Annotated in this window: 16 protein-coding genes; 8 read left to right on the forward strand and 8 right to left on the reverse strand. The window is 61.8% G+C overall.

From position 1 onward, the window contains the following. Positions 1-42: 42 nt before the first annotated feature. The 3 genes from preA to GWC77_RS20280 form a co-directional block, all read right to left on the reverse strand. The gene (gene preA, locus GWC77_RS20270) at positions 43-1,335 is read right to left on the reverse strand and encodes an NAD-dependent dihydropyrimidine dehydrogenase subunit PreA (RefSeq protein WP_173259940.1); all 1,293 of its coding nucleotides are present in this window, start codon (positions 1,333-1,335) and stop codon (positions 43-45) included. A 47-nt stretch (positions 1,336-1,382) separates the two neighbouring features. Then, a complete protein-coding gene (locus GWC77_RS20275; RefSeq protein ID WP_173259941.1) occupies positions 1,383-2,756 on the reverse strand; it encodes an NAD(P)-dependent oxidoreductase in 1,374 nt (457 codons plus the stop codon). Between the two features lie 69 nt (positions 2,757-2,825). Beyond that, positions 2,826-4,097 (reverse strand): Zn-dependent hydrolase, encoded by a 1,272-nt coding sequence (locus GWC77_RS20280; RefSeq protein WP_173259942.1) that lies wholly within the window; start codon positions 4,095-4,097, stop codon positions 2,826-2,828. Positions 4,098-4,373: 276 nt separating this feature from the next. On the opposite strand from GWC77_RS20280, the gene GWC77_RS20285 reads away from it, so the two are divergent. Further along, complete coding sequence (locus GWC77_RS20285) at positions 4,374-5,063, forward strand: TetR/AcrR family transcriptional regulator (RefSeq protein WP_173259943.1); 690 nt, start codon at positions 4,374-4,376, stop codon at positions 5,061-5,063. 122 nt (positions 5,064-5,185) lie between these two features. On the opposite strand, the gene GWC77_RS20290 is transcribed toward GWC77_RS20285, so the two are convergent. Further along, positions 5,186-5,878 carry a CBS domain-containing protein gene (locus GWC77_RS20290; protein ID WP_173259944.1) on the reverse strand — a complete coding sequence of 231 codons (693 nt, stop codon included), beginning with the start codon at positions 5,876-5,878 and terminating at the stop codon, positions 5,186-5,188. A 134-nt stretch (positions 5,879-6,012) separates the two neighbouring features. Here GWC77_RS20290 and GWC77_RS20295 point away from each other — a divergent pair, with 134 nt between their 5' ends. Both GWC77_RS20295 and GWC77_RS20300 read left to right on the forward strand, forming a co-directional pair. After that, the gene (locus tag GWC77_RS20295; protein WP_173259945.1) at positions 6,013-7,248 is read left to right on the forward strand and encodes an MFS transporter; all 1,236 of its coding nucleotides are present in this window, start codon (positions 6,013-6,015) and stop codon (positions 7,246-7,248) included. A 182-nt stretch (positions 7,249-7,430) separates the two neighbouring features. Continuing rightward, a complete protein-coding gene (locus GWC77_RS20300) occupies positions 7,431-7,778 on the forward strand; it encodes a carboxymuconolactone decarboxylase family protein (RefSeq protein ID WP_173259946.1) in 348 nt (115 codons plus the stop codon). A 13-nt stretch (positions 7,779-7,791) separates the two neighbouring features. Here GWC77_RS20300 and GWC77_RS20305 read toward each other — a convergent pair whose 3' ends face one another. The 4 genes from GWC77_RS20305 to GWC77_RS20320 are packed head-to-tail and all read right to left on the reverse strand — an operon-like array spanning position 7,792 to position 9,553. Continuing rightward, positions 7,792-8,322, reverse strand: coding sequence for an aspartate carbamoyltransferase (locus tag GWC77_RS20305; RefSeq protein WP_173259947.1), 531 nt, complete (start codon positions 8,320-8,322; stop codon positions 7,792-7,794). Between the two features lie 30 nt (positions 8,323-8,352). Continuing rightward, positions 8,353-8,784, reverse strand: coding sequence for a DUF6691 family protein (locus tag GWC77_RS20310; protein WP_173259948.1), 432 nt, complete (start codon positions 8,782-8,784; stop codon positions 8,353-8,355). Between the two features lies 1 nt (position 8,785). Further along, on the reverse strand, positions 8,786-9,220 hold the full coding sequence (locus GWC77_RS20315) for a YeeE/YedE family protein (RefSeq protein WP_173259949.1): 435 nt from the start codon (positions 9,218-9,220) through the stop codon (positions 8,786-8,788). Positions 9,221-9,235: 15 nt separating this feature from the next. After that, positions 9,236-9,553: a metalloregulator ArsR/SmtB family transcription factor gene (locus GWC77_RS20320; protein WP_173259950.1), complete on the reverse strand. Its 318-nt coding sequence runs from the start codon at positions 9,551-9,553 to the stop codon at positions 9,236-9,238. Positions 9,554-9,637: 84 nt separating this feature from the next. Between GWC77_RS20320 and GWC77_RS20325 the strand changes: the two genes are divergently transcribed. The 5 genes from GWC77_RS20325 to GWC77_RS20345 all read left to right on the forward strand — a co-directional run bounded on the left by GWC77_RS20325 (position 9,638) and on the right by GWC77_RS20345 (position 14,929). Beyond that, positions 9,638-10,498 (forward strand): MBL fold metallo-hydrolase, encoded by an 861-nt coding sequence (locus tag GWC77_RS20325; protein WP_173259951.1) that lies wholly within the window; start codon positions 9,638-9,640, stop codon positions 10,496-10,498. A 185-nt stretch (positions 10,499-10,683) separates the two neighbouring features. Next, positions 10,684-11,157 carry a carboxypeptidase regulatory-like domain-containing protein gene (locus tag GWC77_RS20330; RefSeq protein ID WP_173259952.1) on the forward strand — a complete coding sequence of 158 codons (474 nt, stop codon included), beginning with the start codon at positions 10,684-10,686 and terminating at the stop codon, positions 11,155-11,157. 44 nt (positions 11,158-11,201) lie between these two features. Continuing rightward, positions 11,202-13,712 carry a cation-translocating P-type ATPase gene (locus GWC77_RS20335; RefSeq protein ID WP_173259953.1) on the forward strand — a complete coding sequence of 837 codons (2,511 nt, stop codon included), beginning with the start codon at positions 11,202-11,204 and terminating at the stop codon, positions 13,710-13,712. A 167-nt stretch (positions 13,713-13,879) separates the two neighbouring features. Beyond that, complete coding sequence (locus GWC77_RS20340; RefSeq protein ID WP_173259954.1) at positions 13,880-14,551, forward strand: SagB/ThcOx family dehydrogenase; 672 nt, start codon at positions 13,880-13,882, stop codon at positions 14,549-14,551. A gap of 30 nt (positions 14,552-14,581) precedes the next feature. Then, positions 14,582-14,929 (forward strand): hypothetical protein, encoded by a 348-nt coding sequence (locus GWC77_RS20345; RefSeq protein ID WP_173259955.1) that lies wholly within the window; start codon positions 14,582-14,584, stop codon positions 14,927-14,929. Positions 14,930-15,337 lie beyond the last annotated feature (408 nt).

A 15,337-nucleotide genomic window follows, 5' to 3' on the forward strand; every position in this document is an offset into this window, starting at 1 on the left:
AATGGCCGGCGCGCCGTCTCATGCAGCGCGTCCGGGCTCGCGTCAGGCCGCTCGCGCAGGAACGCCGGCCTCGTCCTGCGTGCGCGCCGGGTTGTTCGGATGCGTGGTCCAATTGGAATAGGCGCCACTGTCGACGCGCTCCATCGTGATGCATTGATCGACCGGGCAGACGTGCATGCAAAGATTGCACCCGACGCACTGGTCGTCGATCACTTCGAAATGGCGCACGCCGTCCTTTTCTCGTGTAATGGCCTGATGCGACGTGTCTTCGCAGGCGATATGGCACAGCCCGCACTGGATGCAGCGCGACTGATCGATGCGCGCCTTGATGTCGTAGCTCATGTTCAGGTACTTCCAGTCCGTCACGTTCGGCACCGCACGGCCGCGAATGTCGTCGAGCGTCGCGTAGCCCTTTTCATCCATCCAGTTCGAGAGCCCGTCGGCAAGATCCGAAACGATCCGAAAGCCGTAATGCATCGCGGCAGTGCAGACTTGCACACTGCCCGCGCCCAGCACGATGAACTCGGCTGCGTCGCGCCACGTCGTAATACCGCCGATCCCCGAAATCGGCAAGCCCGGCGTCTCGCTGTCGCGCGCGATTTCGGCCACCATGTTGAGCGCGATCGGCTTCACGGCCGGGCCGCAGTAGCCGCCGTGCGTGCCTTTGCCGTCGACGGTCGGCATGGGTGCCATCTGATCGAGATCGACCGCGACGATCGAATTGATCGTATTGATCAGCGATACGCCATCGGCACCGCCCTTGAATGCGGCACGCGAGCCGAGGCGGATGTCGGTGATATTCGGCGTGAGCTTCACGAGGCACGGCAGCCGCGTCCCCTCCTTGACCCAGCGCGTGACCATTTCGATGTATTCGGGCACCTGACCGACGGCGGAGCCCATGCCGCGTTCGCTCATACCATGCGGGCACCCGAAATTGAGTTCCACGGCATCGGCGCCGGTGTCCTCGACACGCGGCAGAATCCATTTCCAGTCCTGCTCGTTACAAGGCACCATCAGCGAGACGATCAGCGCGCGGTCGGGCCAATCGCGCTTGACCTGCTCGATTTCGCGCAGATTGACGTCGAGCGGGCGATCGGTGATCAACTCGATATTGTTGAGCCCCGCGATGCGCTGCCCGTTCCATTGCACAGCGCCGTAGCGCGAGCTGACGTTGACGACATGCGGATCGAGACCGAGCGTCTTCCAGACTACACCGCCCCAGCCCGCCTCGAAGGCGCGGTTGACGTTGTAGGCCTTGTCGGTTGGCGGAGCCGAAGCAAGCCAGAACGGATTCGGCGATGAAATGCCTGCAACGGTGCAGCGAAGATCGGCCATGGTCGGCTCCGTGGGGCGAAGGCTGGGAAAGAATCGGGCTGAGCGCGTCAGGCCGCGTGCTTGGCCGTGCGAGCGAAATGCCGGTCCATCGATTCGGCCGCGAGCTTGCCGTCCTGCACGGCCTGGACCGTCAGATCGAGGCCTTCACGTGCGGCGCAGTCGCCGCCGGCCCAGACCTGCGCAAGCGAGGTACGGCGTTCGTCGTCAACGACGATGCGCCCGCCATCGAGCGAGAGAATCTCGCGATCGATGCCGTCAGCGACAAGCTTCTGTCCGATCGCCTTCAGTACCATGTCGGCCTCGATGGCGAAACGCTCGCCCGTGTCGATAAGGCGGTGCGATTCGTCTTCGCTGGTGCGCTCGAATTCCACGCCGGTCACATAGCGTCCGTCGCCGTCTGCAATGAGGCGCAGCGGCCGCGCGCACAGCACGATCGTTACGCCTTGCTTTTGCGCGAATTCGCGCTCGGCCCACGTCGCACTCATCGCCTCCACCCCACGCCGGTAAACCATCGTCACGCTCTCGGCGCCGAGCTTGCGGCTTTGCACCGCGGCATCGACAGCCGTATTGCCGCCACCGATGACGACCACGCGACGGCCGACGGGTAAGGTCGATTTGTCCTTTGCCTGGCGCAGCCGCGCGATGAACGCGATGGCGTCTTCGACGCCGACCAGCCCTTCGCCCTCGATACCGACCGCCTTGACGCCCGCGAGCCCCACTGCCAGAAAGATCGCGTCATGCTGCTGGCGCAACTCCGCCAGGTCGATGTCACGCCCCAGCGCCGCCCCCGAGCGCCATTCGATGCCCCCGACCGACAGCAGCCATTGCACCTCGCGCTGCGCGAAGTCGTCGACGGTCTTATAGGCGGCAATGCCGTATTCATTGAGGCCGCCTGGCAACGCATGCGCATCGAAAATCGTTACGCGATGGCCCGACAGTGCAAGACGATGCGCACAGGCGAGCCCGGCCGGTCCCGCACCGACCACGGCGATGCGGCGCCCCGTATCGGGTGCGCGCGCAAAGAGCGGCTCGCTTCGGGCCATGACCCAATCCGTCGCATGCCGCTGCAACGCGCCGATCCGTACGGGTTCGTTATCCTGATCGTTTCGAACGCACGCACCTTCGCACAGAATCTCGGTCGGGCAGACCCGCGCGCACATGCCGCCGAGCGGATTGGCCGACAAAATATCGCGCGCCGCGCCCTTCAGGTTCCCATTGCCGATCTTGCGAATGAAGCCGGGGATGTCGATTTGCGTCGGACAGGCATGCACGCATGGCGCGTCGTAGCAATAATGGCAGCGGCTGGTCGCAATCGCTGCCTCTGTGGCGTTCATGAGTGGCGCGATATCGGCAAACTCGCAAGCCAACTGAGCCGCGTCAAGCCGGCCGGCGGCAATATCGCCGGTTTTCTTGATGGTCATGCGTGCTCCTTCGCAAGAGGGACGACAGGACTGGACGACGTAAAAAAGCAGCCGATCAAACCGCGTGCGTCAAACGGGCTCGCATGCGCGCTCGAGCATCGCGTGCAACAGCACGTTCGCTCCCGCCTCGATCCATTCGGGCGTGGCATCCTCGATTTCGTTATGGCTGATGCCGTCGACGCACGGCACGAATACCATCGATGTCGGTGCCACTTGCGCGAGATAGCAGGCGTCGTGTCCGGCGCCCGACACCATATCGCGGTGCGAATAGCCGAAGCGCTGCGCGGCACGCCTGACCGACTCGACGCAAGCGCGATCGAACGCAACGGGTGCGTAGTAAAAGATTTGGTCTAATGCAGTTTCCAGACCGATACCGTTGGCGATATCGGCCACGCCCTGCCGCAGCTTCGCGTCCATCTGTGCGAGCACGGCATCGTCGGGGTGACGGAAGTCGACGGTGAAGAACACGCGCCCGGGAATCACGTTGCGCGAATTCGGATGGACTTGCATCATGCCGACCGTTGCGCAGGCAAGCGGTGCGTGAGCGAGCCCGATGTGGTTGACGAGATCTACCACGCGCGCCGCACCGAGCAGCGCATCGCGGCGACGCGGCATCGGCGTGGGACCTGCATGCGCCTCCTGGCCCGTCAGCACGATTTCATACCACCGCTGCCCTTGTGCATCGGTCACGACGCCGATCGTCTTGTCCTCGGCCTCGAGAATCGGGCCCTGCTCGATATGCAGTTCGAACGCCGCATGGATTGGCCTGCCGCCGCAGGGCACGTCGCCAGCGTAACCGATCCGCTGCAATTCCTCGCCGATCGCCTTTCCTTCGATGTCCTTACGCGAAAGCCCGTATTCGAGCGTGAAAACGCCGGCGAACACGCCCGAGGCCACCATCGCCGGGGCAAAGCGCGAGCCTTCCTCGTTCGTCCAGATGACGGCCTCGACCGGATGCTCCGTTTCGATGCGATGATCGTTGAGCGTGCGAATCACCTCGAGCCCGCCGAGCACGCCGTAGATGCCGTCGAAACGGCCGCCGGTGGGCTGCGAATCGGCATGCGAGCCCGTCATGACCGGAGCCGCGTCGGGATGACGGCCCGCGCGCCGCATGAAGACATTGCCCATCTGATCGACGCTGACCGTACAGCCGGCTTCCTTCGCCCAACTGACGATCAGATCGCGCCCTTGCCGATCGAGATCGGTCAACGCAAGGCGGCAGACCCCGCCTTTCGGTGTTGCGCCGATTTTGGCCATCGTCATCAGGCTGTCCCACAGACGCTGGCCGTTGATTTTCACCGACGTATCGATGCCGCGCTCAGTCATTGCACTCGTGCTCATCGGCCGCGCTCCTTGTCGAAACCGCACCATTAGCAGGCCTAACGATCGATTGCGAGCGCGCTTTGAAGTACGCGCTTCATCGCTTCGTCGCCCAATCCAATCCTGTCCGATTGGACAGGTTTTAGAACATTGGCTCCGACATTGCAATCTTTTCTTTATTCGGGCGATGAGAGACCGTCGGCGTTCGCTCCAAGAGGTGGGGTTTGCCGGCGCTTGCCGTAACGTTGCGACTACAATGCGATCAGACGCGGCACATGAGCGAACAAGGCCCATTCAATGAAGATCGACGACCGACCAGCGGCCATGACCGGACAAAGCGACGCGCAACCGGACGCGCCGATCGTGCGACGCCGCAAGGCACATATCCGGCTGTCGAACGAAGCGCATCTGCTCGCCTGTGCCGAGGCCGTTTTTGCCGAACGTGGCCTCGAGGGCGCGAGCACCGCGATGATTGCCGAACGTGCCGGCGTGCCGAAGGCCAACGTGCACTACTACTTTCCGACGAAGCTCGTGCTCTATCGCCGGGTGCTGGAAGATGTATTCGAGGAGTGGCATTGCGCGGCCGATACATTCGATTCGAGCGATAACCCGGTCGAAGCGATTGGCGGATATGTGCGGGCGAAAATGGCGCTATCGCAACGCCGTCCCCTCGGATCGAAGGTGTGGGCCAGTGAGATCATTCAGGGCGCCACGCATATGCAGGACATTCTTTCCGAGCGCGTCAAGCCCTGGATGGAATCGCGCGTCGTCGTCATCAACGATTGGATCGCGCGCGGGTTGCTCGCACCCATCGACCCTTACGCGCTGCTCTATCTGATCTGGGCCGTGACCCAGCATTACGCCGATTTCGATGCGCAAATCAAGGCGCTTTCGGGCAAACGCGCGCTGTCGAAAAAGGCATTCGAAGCGCTGACCGAGGAAGTCGTCGCGCTGGTGATTCGCGCATGTGGCGCAAAAGCGCCTTAGCGCGCCGACGCGGGAATGCGCCACTCTCGCCGAACGCGTGGCGCCCTCGCGGCAGCCGCCGCTGCCGCTGAGTGCCGTTCGCTCTGACGAGGGAAGCTGGGCGGACGACGCGTGATGAGCCGCTACATCGCCGGAATGATCGGCGGATATGTCAAATGGCTCACGACTTCCTTGACCCCAGGCACGGCCTCCGCGGTAATGCGAATCGCTCGCTTCTCCTCTTCCGATTCGATCACACCCCACAGGTGCGCGACGCCATCCATCACGATCACGTCCTTCTTCGAAAGCGCCCAGCGCGTCCCGCTCATTTCTCGCACGATCGCATCGCGAATACTCGTATCGTTACGAGCCGAAAGCGAGTCGTCGGCCGGCGCAACGCTCGCCAGGGCACGGATCAGGTTTGCCCGGCTCACGATGCCAACGAGCTTGCCGCCGTCGAGCACCGGCACGCGCTTGATTCGGTTGCGCTCGAGAACGTCGGCAATTTCCTTGAGCGGCATGTCGGACCCGATCGAGATCACGCGGTCGTTCATCACATCGCCAACGACGTGCCCATGCTCCTTGACATAGGCGGCCGCCAGTTCGCGCGTACCGGCGAGAAGCTCGAGCCACCACGATCGCCGCGCAGTACCCGTTCCGATTTCCGCGCGCCGGAGCAGGTCGCCCTCGCTCACAATCCCGACGACCCGGCCAGCCGCATCGACGACCGGTGCGCCGCTGATATGATTATCCGCCAGCAGTTTCGCCGCGGCTTGCGTCGTCATCCCCGGCGAGGCTGTGACGACGGGCGAAGTCATGATATCAAGTGCGCGCATGGCGGCTCCTCCAAGGTTGCTCCAATCGTGGTTACAGATTAGCGGCATGCGCGAACAGCCTATTGATTTCAATCAAGAAGAGCGAGGGAACTACGCGGTAGTGTTCGGCTTTCTCCGGTTCGCGCGACCTGACCATGCACGCCACCCCCATCCGTCTCGGGCTGCGCGAAAACCTCGGACAGTTCTCGCTGTTGGTGCTCGTCAATGCGTTCGTCGGCGCCACGGTCGGACTGGAGCGCAGCATTCTTCCGGCTATCGCCGAGCACGATTTCCATATCGCGGCCAGGGCGGCGATTCTATCTTTCATCGTCGTCTTTGGCATCGCCAAGGCGCTGACCAACTATTTCGCGGGACGCCTCTCGGACCGGTTTGGCCGCAAGCTGGTCCTCGTGGCGGGATGGGTGGTGGCCATTCCCGTGCCGCTGATGCTGATGCGGGCCCCGACCTGGCACTGGGTCGTCTGGGCGAACCTGCTGCTGGGCATAAGCCAGGGTTTGACGTGGTCCACCACCGTCATCATGAAGATCGACCTCGTCGGGCCGAGACAGCGGGGCCTGGCCATGGGTCTCAATGAATTTTCCGGTTATGCCGCTCTCGCGGCCAGCGCCCTCGCGACCGGGTGGATGGCGGCCCGGTTCGGCCTCAGGCCACAGCCCTTCTATCTCGGCGTTGTCTATGTAGCGGCCGGACTCCTGCTTTCAATACTGGCGGTGCGTGAAACCCGGCACCACGTCGTCCATGAAATGCGTGGCCACCGTCCTATGCACAATGACGATGTCCTGAGCCCGGGCGAAGTCTTCCGCCGAACTTCGCTCACGGACCGAAATCTATCGAGCGTCAGCCAGGCTGGACTCGTCAATAATCTCAACGACGGCACGGCGTGGGGCTTGTTCCCCGTTGTCTTCGCAACCGCCGGCATGACCTTGAAGCAGATTGGCATGCTCGCCGCTATTTACCCCGCGGTCTGGGGCATGACGCAGATTTTCACCGGCGCCCTGTCGGACCGCATCGGACGCAAATGGCTGATCGCCGCCGGCATGTGGGTCCAGGCACTCGGCCTGGCGATTACCGCATTGACCACGCATTTCGTCCTGTTTTCGCTTAGCGCGGTGTTGCTCGGCATCGGAACCGCGATGGTCTATCCGACCCTGCTCGCTGCGATCGGCGACGTCGCGCACCCCTCATGGCGTGCGTCGGCGGTCGGTGTCTACCGGCTGTGGCGCGACCTGGGCTATGCGATCGGAGCGTTGCTCGCGGGGATCACTGCCGACCTCTTCGGGTTGTCGTTTGCGGTGTGGATGGTGGCGGCGTTGACACTGCTTTCCGGCGTAATCGTGGCGATACGATTGCAAGAAACTCATCCGGCATGATCGTGAGTGTTTGACCTGAGTCAACGCACTGCGCGCGACCGGGACGTAACGTGGATATTCGGTTCACAGCACGGTGTCTCGGTTGCAGCGACGTGGCAGCAACGGTATCGGCCAGTTCCGCCATATGCAGAGACGCACTACACGTATCGACGTCGAGCGCCACGCAGGCGACAGGAACAATGATGAGCGGCATTCCCGATTACAAGGAAATCACGCGCGCGGTTGCCGCTCAGATGCGGGCGATGCGTACATCGCAGCCGGATTTGATGAGCGCGTTCGGCCTGCTCGCGAGCGCGGGAACGAAAGACGGTGCACTGGACCGGAAGACGCGGGAGTTGGTGGCACTGGGGATTGCGATTGCCTGCCGTTGCGATGATTGCATCGGTTTTCACGTGCAAACTCTGGTGAGACTAGGCACGACAAAAGCAGAGATCGAGGACGTGCTCGGCACCGCCGTCTATATGGGCGGCGGCCCCTCGATGATGTACGCCACCCATGCGCTTGCAGCGTTCGAGCAATTCTCGTCTTGAACAGGTTTCAATGTCACTCCGCTCCCGGCTGCACCGTGCCGGGGTGATGCGCCGCATGTCCGTCCATGGCGTCCGCGCCATGGTCCGAGATCTGCGCATCGAACCACGCGTGAAGCGCGGACACGAGCTTTGGGTTATCACTGCGATAAACGAGTTCACCCCCACCGTCTACGTCACGGTAAGCAATCGATATACGCCCCGGCTTGGCCGCCCTGAGTTGCGATAAACCGGGCATGTCCGCACCGTGAATCCGGGCGGGGGCAGAAAAATCGCCACGCCGGAAGTCGGCCTGGATCTTGCGCAGGTGCGCACGTATCGGCGGGATCTGGGCTTTATCGGATGGGTCTCGGACGACGACGCGCTGGCTTCCGCCATGGTCGGATTTGGTGAAGATGTGAATCGCGCCATCGACCGTAAAGGGCATGACTTCGGCACCCCGCGCCGCCACTTCCGCCTGGCGTCCAGCGTCTGCAGCAAACGCCTGCAGCGGCGTGTTCAGCCCTGCTGCCACTACCGCGGCAGCCAGCAATGCGGTTGCATTCATCGAACCTCCCCTCCACCTATCCGCAACGACTCAAGCATGCAGCCGGCTCTGCTTCGCACGCTCGATCAACTCGAATACAGCCATACCGGCGAGCATCGCGGCCACAAAACCCCATGCCTTCGGAAAGCCTGCGCCCAGGACGACCAACGCCGGACCCGGGCAAAACCCCGCAAGCCCCCAGCCCACGCCGAACACCGCGCTGCCGAGCACCAGTCTCAAGGTAACGGACGAACCGCTCGGAATCCACATTGGCAAGCCCAAAAGAGATTTCTTCAGACGCTTTGCAAACGCAAACGCGATGACCCCAACGGCTATTGCCCCAGCCATCACCAATGCCAGCGATGGGTCCCATCGTCCGGCGATGTCGAGGAACCCAAGCACTTTTGCCGGATTCGCCATGCCGGATAGCATCAGGCCGATTCCGAAAAGAAGCCCGGAAAGTAGTGCGGTGAGCCACCCCATCTCAGCCTCCCAGCAGATGCCTATGGAAGAAAACGGTCAAAATGCCGCTCGCCATGAATGTTGCCGTCGCAACGACCGAACGGATGGAGCCGCGCGAGATTCCGCAGACACCATGGCCGCTCGTGCAACCGCTCGCGTAACGCGTGCCGATACCGACCAGAAATCCTGCTACGAGTATTTCACCCCATCCGGCTTGGATATCGGGCGCTATGGGGTGCCCGAGCAACGCCGCCAGAACGGGCGCCCCGACAAGTCCCGCAAGAAAAGCGAGACGCCAGCCCGCATCCGTCTGCGGCGAGCCGAGCAGGCTACCGAAAATGCCGCTGATGCCCGCGATACGTCCGTTGAACAAAACGAGCACGGCAGCCGCGGCGCCTATCACCAGGCCGCCGGCCAGTGACAGACCCGGCGTGAAACTCACGATATCGATCGACATGGCCACTCCTCATCTTCATTGCGAGCAAAACTGGTCGTACAGCACGGCCATGATCGCAATCGCTTCCTTGCTCGCGATGGAATAAAAGATGTTCTTCCCTTCCCGCCGCGTCTCGACGAGCGCGTTATCGCGGAGCACCCCGAGCTGCTGGGAGAGTGTGGGCTGACGAATTCCCAACTGCTCTTCCAGATCGCTCACGCACCACTCCCCTTGGGACAACTGGCACATCAGCAGCAACCGGTCCGGATTAGCCAGAACCTTAAGAAGCGCACAGGCCCTTTCCGCCGACGATTGCATCGCCGACAGGTCGATTCGAGCGAAGTTCTTCTTCATCGCGCACTCAATGACTCATATGCATTCATTATATTGAACTATAAACTATTTGCAAATAGAATGAGTGCACCCACGGAGGATTTCATGCAGCCCATCGTTCAAGCGTTCTTCGACTCTGTTACCGGCACCGTAACGTACGTGGTCTCCGGGCCCGGGGAGCGGTACTGCGCCGTCATCGATCCAGTCCTCGATTACGACCCGAAGGCGGGACGTACCTCCACGACAAATGCCGACAAGATCATCGAGTTCGTTCGCCAGCGGGGCCTGCAAGTGCAGTGGATTCTGGAGACGCATGCCCACGCGGATCACCTCTCGGCCGCGCATTATTTGCGCATCCATCTCGGTGGCAAGATTGCGATCGGAGAACACATACGTACGGTGCAACGGAGCTTCAAGAAGCTCTTCAACCTGGGGGCCGAATTCCGGCTGGACGGCTCACAGTTCGACCGATTATTCGGCGAAGACGAGGCGTTTTCGATTGGCAATTTGACAGCGAAGGCGCTGTACGTGCCCGGCCACACCCCCGCGGATACGGCTTACCAGATCGGTGACGCTGTGTTTGTGGGCGATACGCTTTTCATGCCGGATCTCGGTACCGCACGCTGCGATTTTCCCGGCGGCGATGCGCATACGCTCTACCGGTCGATACGAAAGCTGCTAAGCCTGCCGGACAACACGCGACTCTTCATGTGCCACGACTATCCGCCCGAGGGTCGGGAAGCCGAATGGGAAACCACGGTGTCCGCGCAGCGGGCGCACAACATCCACGTGCACGACGGGGTGACGGAAGAACAGTTCGTAAGCGTGCGCGAAGCGCGTGATGCGACGCTCGCAATGCCTGTTCTTATTCTGCCGTCGGTGCAGGTCAACATACGGGCCGGCGAATTTCCGCCCGTCGAGGAAAACGGCGTCAGCTATCTGAAGATTCCGCTGAATGCGTTGTAGCACGCCCAGAGTCAACTACTTGACGCAAGTCAAGGATGGCGGGGTCGCCTCGCGCCATTCTGGAGACGGGTACGCTCTGTGCACGGCATTTGCCGGCAGTGGATTGAACGTTCCTTGACCGGGCGCCGATGAACCGCGGTTTCGGTCGCCCGCCTCGCAGGAAAGTTCGCGCATCCGGGATCGCCATGTACACGAAACTTCGCTTTCTGTTGCTTCCAGCTTTTCTCGTCTGCGTCTGCGCAAACGGCGCCGCGCTCGCGCAATCGTTACCGCAACCCACTTCGCAAAATGGCGTCTCCTACATAACCGGCGGTGTAGGCGAAGACGAAGTGCAGGCATTTCGCGCCGCAGCGCCAAACTACAACCTTCGCATGACATTCGCGTCGAAAGCGGGGAATTATTTGTCCGACGTCGATGTAACGATAACGTCGCGCGCGGGACAAACTGTCCTGACCGTTCGGACAGACGGGCCGTTCCTCTATGTCCGCCTGCCCGCCGGGCGCTACCGGATCGGGGCGCAAAGACTTCACGTCTCCGAAACCAAAACGATCCAGGTGCCCGCACACGGCGGGGCTGAATTGCGTTTCTATTGGGACGATCCAGATGCCCATGGAGTCATTCAAATCTGCAAGAGCTGTCGGGGCCCCGCCCGTCGGTGAGTAGCCGGTTCCATCACGCAGTCCTTGCATAAATCGGCACCACAATGCCGGCAAATCGCATTGAGCCCGTCCCGGACGTAGTCTCCGATTACGTCGAACCGGCATCGCCGGCTGGGGACGTCGATAAAACGTGTGGGCTGACGAGCGCACGCGTGGAGCAACTGCGTGCCCGCTTCGGCCGCAACGTCGTGGATTCCGCGGTGCGGCGCACCTGGTGGCGAACATTGGAGGAAGTGCTCCGTGAACCCATGTTCCTGCTGCTGCTCGCTGCGAGCGCAATCTATTTCGTGCTTGGAGACGTTTCCGAAGCGCTGACGCTCCTCGCTTTCGTGGCGGGGATCGTCTTTCTCACGGTCTTCCAAAGTCACCGCACCGCTCAGGTTCTCGACTCTCTTCGCGAACTGTCCGCGCCCCGCGCGCAGGTGCTTCGAGACGGACAGCGGCAACTCGTTTCCGCCGCCGAACTGGTGCCCGGCGATGTGGTTTTCGTCGACGAAGGAGCACGCGTGCCGGCTGACGGCGCCTTGACGGAGGCTCACGAACTGAGCGTCGACGAGTCGCTTCTGACGGGCGAATCCGTTTCGGTGAGTAAGTCCGCTTTGCGAGCCGATGCACCTCCCGAGCAAGCCCCGGACAGTCAACTTTTCTTCGGATCGATGGTTGTACAAGGTCAGGGGCAAATGATCGTGACAGCGACGGGGCCGAATACCATGCTCGGTCGCATTGGCAAATCGTTGACCGGCATTACGGAAGCCCGCTCGCCGTTGCAACTCGAAACGAGAACATTCGTCAATCGCTTCGCGTTGACTGCGATCGCACTGTGTTTGGTGCTGGTCGTGGCCTATCGTTGGCGCTCCGGGGAGTGGCTTCCGGGCGTGCTGGCCGGCATCACGCTGGCCATGGGAATTCTTCCCGAAGAGATTCCCGTGATATTGACCGTATTCATGGCATTAGGTGCGCGCCGCATCGCTAACGAAGGCGTGCTGACGCGCCGCATGAGCGCAATCGAAACCCTTGGCCAGACTTCGGTACTCTGCGTCGACAAGACTGGCACATTGACGCAAAATCGCATGTCCGTGCGCGTGCTGTTCGCCCAAGGAAAGCGGCAAATCATCGATCAGAACACTCAGCGCATAGACGAGGCCTATCACGAACTGATCGAATATCTCGTGCTCGCCAGCGAAATCGAGCCGGTCGATCCAATGGAGCGCGCATTTCACGAAACGGGTCGGGTTGGACTCGCCGGCACCGGACGTCTTCACAAGGACTGGTCGCTGGTTCATGAGTACGCGCTGACACCGGAGTTGCCGGCGATGTCCCACGCGTGGCATACGCTGGAACCCGGCCATCACGCAGTGGCCTGCAAGGGCGCGCCGGAGGCGGTCTGTGCTCTGTGTCACCTTGGTGAGCGCGAAACGCAAACCGTCCTCGACCATGCCGCGCAGATGGCGTCCGGCGGGCTACGGGTGCTTGGGGTGGCCAAGGCACAGCACTCACATGCGGCCTGGCCCGAAAAACAGCATGACTTCGAGTTCTCTTTCGTAGGGCTTGTGGGTCTCTTGGACCCGGTGCGTCCGGAAGTCGCGGACGCCATCGCGCAATGCCAGGCAGCCGGTATCCGCGTCGTGATGATCACCGGCGATTATCCGTCCACGGCGCGGGCTATTGCGACCGAAGTCGGCATCGACGGCGCACGGATCGTGACCGGCGGGGAAGTGGCAGCGATGGACGATGTACAGCTTCGCGATGCCATCGAGAATGTCGACACATTCGCACGGGTAAAGCCGGAGCAGAAGCTGCGGCTCGTCAACGCGTTCCGGGAAAGTGGGCAGGTGGTCGCAATGACGGGCGACGGCGTGAACGATGCACCGGCGCTCAAGGCGGCGCACATCGGCATTGCAATGGGGTTGCGCGGCGCCGAAGTTGCACGCGAGGTCGCCTCGCTAGTCTTGCTACGTGACGACTTCGCGCCGATCGTATCGACGATACGGCTGGGCAGGCGTATCTACGCCAATCTTGTGCAAGCGATCAGCTACACGGTGGCCGTTCATATTCCGATGATCGCTGCCACGATGATTCCGGTTCTTGTAGGCTGGCCGCCCATGCTCGCGCCGGTCCACATCGTTTTTCTGCAACTGGTTATCGATCCAGTCTGCTCGGTCGTGTTCGAGAACGAGCCCGAACGGGCGAACCTGATGCGTCTGCCACCGCGCCGCGCCGGTGAGCGGCTGCTTTCGAATCGCGCGCTGGCTCAGGGGGCGACGGCTGGCGCCGTGGCCGCCACGCTCGTGGTGGGCCTCTATGCTGGCCTGCTGACTCATGGCTACCCGCTGCCGTTCGCTCGCACACTGGCATTTGCGTCACTCGTAGTGGGCAATGTTGCTTTGATCTTTGCAATCCGCGCGTTGCCGCAGTCTGGGAGCCGTGCGCATGCGTCCGAGCGGAATCGCTATCTCTGGATTGTTCTGAGCATTACGGGGGTGGCGCTCGTGCTTTTGATGACCGTTCCCGCCCTGGCGCGACTCTTCGGACTGGTTGCGCTGTTCGGTCCTTGAAGCAGGCGTACGGCAGGCACAAAATCGATTTCCGGAAAGTCGTCCTGCGGCCGGGTTGACCGAGATCAATTCCGGTTCTTCACCGTTCGCTATTTTTAAAGTGCGGTAGAGCCGATACGGAAATTGCGAGTAGCCGGATTGCAACATGCTCACGACGGGAGCGCGAAATGACGCAGACGCAACAGGTATCCTATGCGCCTCTTTCCGGACTAGTTCCGAAACCGGCGGATGGCGGCGCCCCCGATGCCATCGATTTGCCTCGCCCGGATTTAGCGGCGACCTTGCCACTGATGACGGCGCTTTCGCTTCGCGCGAGCACGCGTGAGTTCGCCGCAGCGCCAGTAGCGCTCGAGACGCTGGGGCCATTGCTGTGGGCGGCCGACGGCGTCAACCGCTCGATCACGGGTGGACGTACCGCTCCCTCGCCGCACGGGCTGCACGAGATCGATATCTACGTCGCACTCCCGAACGGGGTGTACCGCTACGATCCTCCTACGCATCGACTGATACTCAAGCACGCTATCGATGCGCGCAACATGACCGGATATCAGGACTTCGTCGGCACCGCGCCGCTCGATCTCGTCTATGTCGTTCGTACCTCGAAACTGCTGACGATTCCCGCCTCGCAGCGCGACATCTTTCCCGCTGTGACGGCCGGCGCGATTTCGCAAAATGTGTCGCTGTTTTGCGCGTCCGCGGGCCTCGCTACCGTCGTGCGCGGCTGGATCGATCATCGACTGCTCGGCGAGGCGCTCAGTCTCAATGAAGACGAAGTACCCATACTTGCGCAGTCGATCGGTTTGCGCATCGACGACGTGGCACAACAGAGCCCCGCTTAGCGCTTTCGCGACATCCCGTAGGAGGCTGACATGGAAAATACACACCATCTTCATTTCGAGTTGCAGCATGCGACGAAGCCGACCTACGTCGTGAGCTACGTGTTCCCGGCGCTATTGTTCATCTATGAGCTCTACCGTGTCGGGTCCTGGATTGCCGCATTCGGCATGAGCTTCGCGAACTTCAAGCAGATGGGCTACGAGTATGGGCTGATGCTCGCGGTGTTCGCCGTGCAGGTGGTCGTCGAAGCGCTGTTTCTGATCGGTGCCTGGCTTTATCGGCACGCCGATCTCGAGCATCGCCTGACGAACCTGGCAATGGGACTTCTTTGCTCGTTCGCCGTGCTCGCCTTCGATTACTGGCTGCAGGCCGCGTTCTGATGAAGGTGAACAGATAGAGGACGCAGAAGCCGTCAAAATATTGAAGCGCGCCGTCGCACGAGATGAAGCCCGCGCGGCTGCACGGCATCGTCAAGCGCAATGCTGCGTGGATGAGTAGCGACGATGATCATGACGGCGCACGTCAGGCCCAGCCGCCGTTGACACTCGCAGCCGGGAAGACGCCGTGCGTGTCAGCTTCGCCAGCACGCACGCCCGTCAATAGCCTGCCGATAGTCCTGCCAAGCGCGCGATTTCCTTTCGCAAGCGAGGGTGAACACATGCTGCCGCGCGTCAAACAAGATGAGAGCAGCGCGTCAATCAGGATGAGAGTACTGGCGTGGCGGCAGCGGTGAAGGGCGTAGCCCGGAACCGCTGCCGCCACGCCGCGCCGAGCAGTCCCCCGTCATC

It is taken from the genome of Paraburkholderia sp. NMBU_R16, assembly GCF_013282575.1.
In the GTDB taxonomy this organism is placed as follows: domain Bacteria; phylum Pseudomonadota; class Gammaproteobacteria; order Burkholderiales; family Burkholderiaceae; genus Trinickia.

Bases quoted from the DNA above. Each gene is read 5' to 3' on its own strand.
- preA (WP_173259940.1), bottom strand. From the start codon at position 1,335: ATGGCCGATCTTCGCTGCACCGTTGCAGGCATTTCATCGCCGAATCCG.
- GWC77_RS20275 (WP_173259941.1), bottom strand. From the start codon at position 2,756: ATGACCATCAAGAAAACCGGCGATATTGCCGCCGGCCGGCTTGACGCG.
- GWC77_RS20280 (WP_173259942.1), bottom strand. From the start codon at position 4,097: ATGAGCACGAGTGCAATGACTGAGCGCGGCATCGATACGTCGGTGAAA.
- GWC77_RS20285 (WP_173259943.1), top strand. From the start codon at position 4,374: ATGAAGATCGACGACCGACCAGCGGCCATGACCGGACAAAGCGACGCG.
- GWC77_RS20290 (WP_173259944.1), bottom strand. From the start codon at position 5,878: ATGCGCGCACTTGATATCATGACTTCGCCCGTCGTCACAGCCTCGCCG.
- GWC77_RS20295 (WP_173259945.1), top strand. From the start codon at position 6,013: ATGCACGCCACCCCCATCCGTCTCGGGCTGCGCGAAAACCTCGGACAG.
- GWC77_RS20300 (WP_173259946.1), top strand. From the start codon at position 7,431: ATGAGCGGCATTCCCGATTACAAGGAAATCACGCGCGCGGTTGCCGCT.
- GWC77_RS20305 (WP_173259947.1), bottom strand. From the start codon at position 8,322: ATGAATGCAACCGCATTGCTGGCTGCCGCGGTAGTGGCAGCAGGGCTG.
- GWC77_RS20310 (WP_173259948.1), bottom strand. From the start codon at position 8,784: ATGGGGTGGCTCACCGCACTACTTTCCGGGCTTCTTTTCGGAATCGGC.
- GWC77_RS20315 (WP_173259949.1), bottom strand. From the start codon at position 9,220: ATGTCGATCGATATCGTGAGTTTCACGCCGGGTCTGTCACTGGCCGGC.
- GWC77_RS20320 (WP_173259950.1), bottom strand. From the start codon at position 9,553: ATGAAGAAGAACTTCGCTCGAATCGACCTGTCGGCGATGCAATCGTCG.
- GWC77_RS20325 (WP_173259951.1), top strand. From the start codon at position 9,638: ATGCAGCCCATCGTTCAAGCGTTCTTCGACTCTGTTACCGGCACCGTA.
- GWC77_RS20330 (WP_173259952.1), top strand. From the start codon at position 10,684: ATGTACACGAAACTTCGCTTTCTGTTGCTTCCAGCTTTTCTCGTCTGC.
- GWC77_RS20335 (WP_173259953.1), top strand. From the start codon at position 11,202: ATGCCGGCAAATCGCATTGAGCCCGTCCCGGACGTAGTCTCCGATTAC.
- GWC77_RS20340 (WP_173259954.1), top strand. From the start codon at position 13,880: ATGACGCAGACGCAACAGGTATCCTATGCGCCTCTTTCCGGACTAGTT.
- GWC77_RS20345 (WP_173259955.1), top strand. From the start codon at position 14,582: ATGGAAAATACACACCATCTTCATTTCGAGTTGCAGCATGCGACGAAG.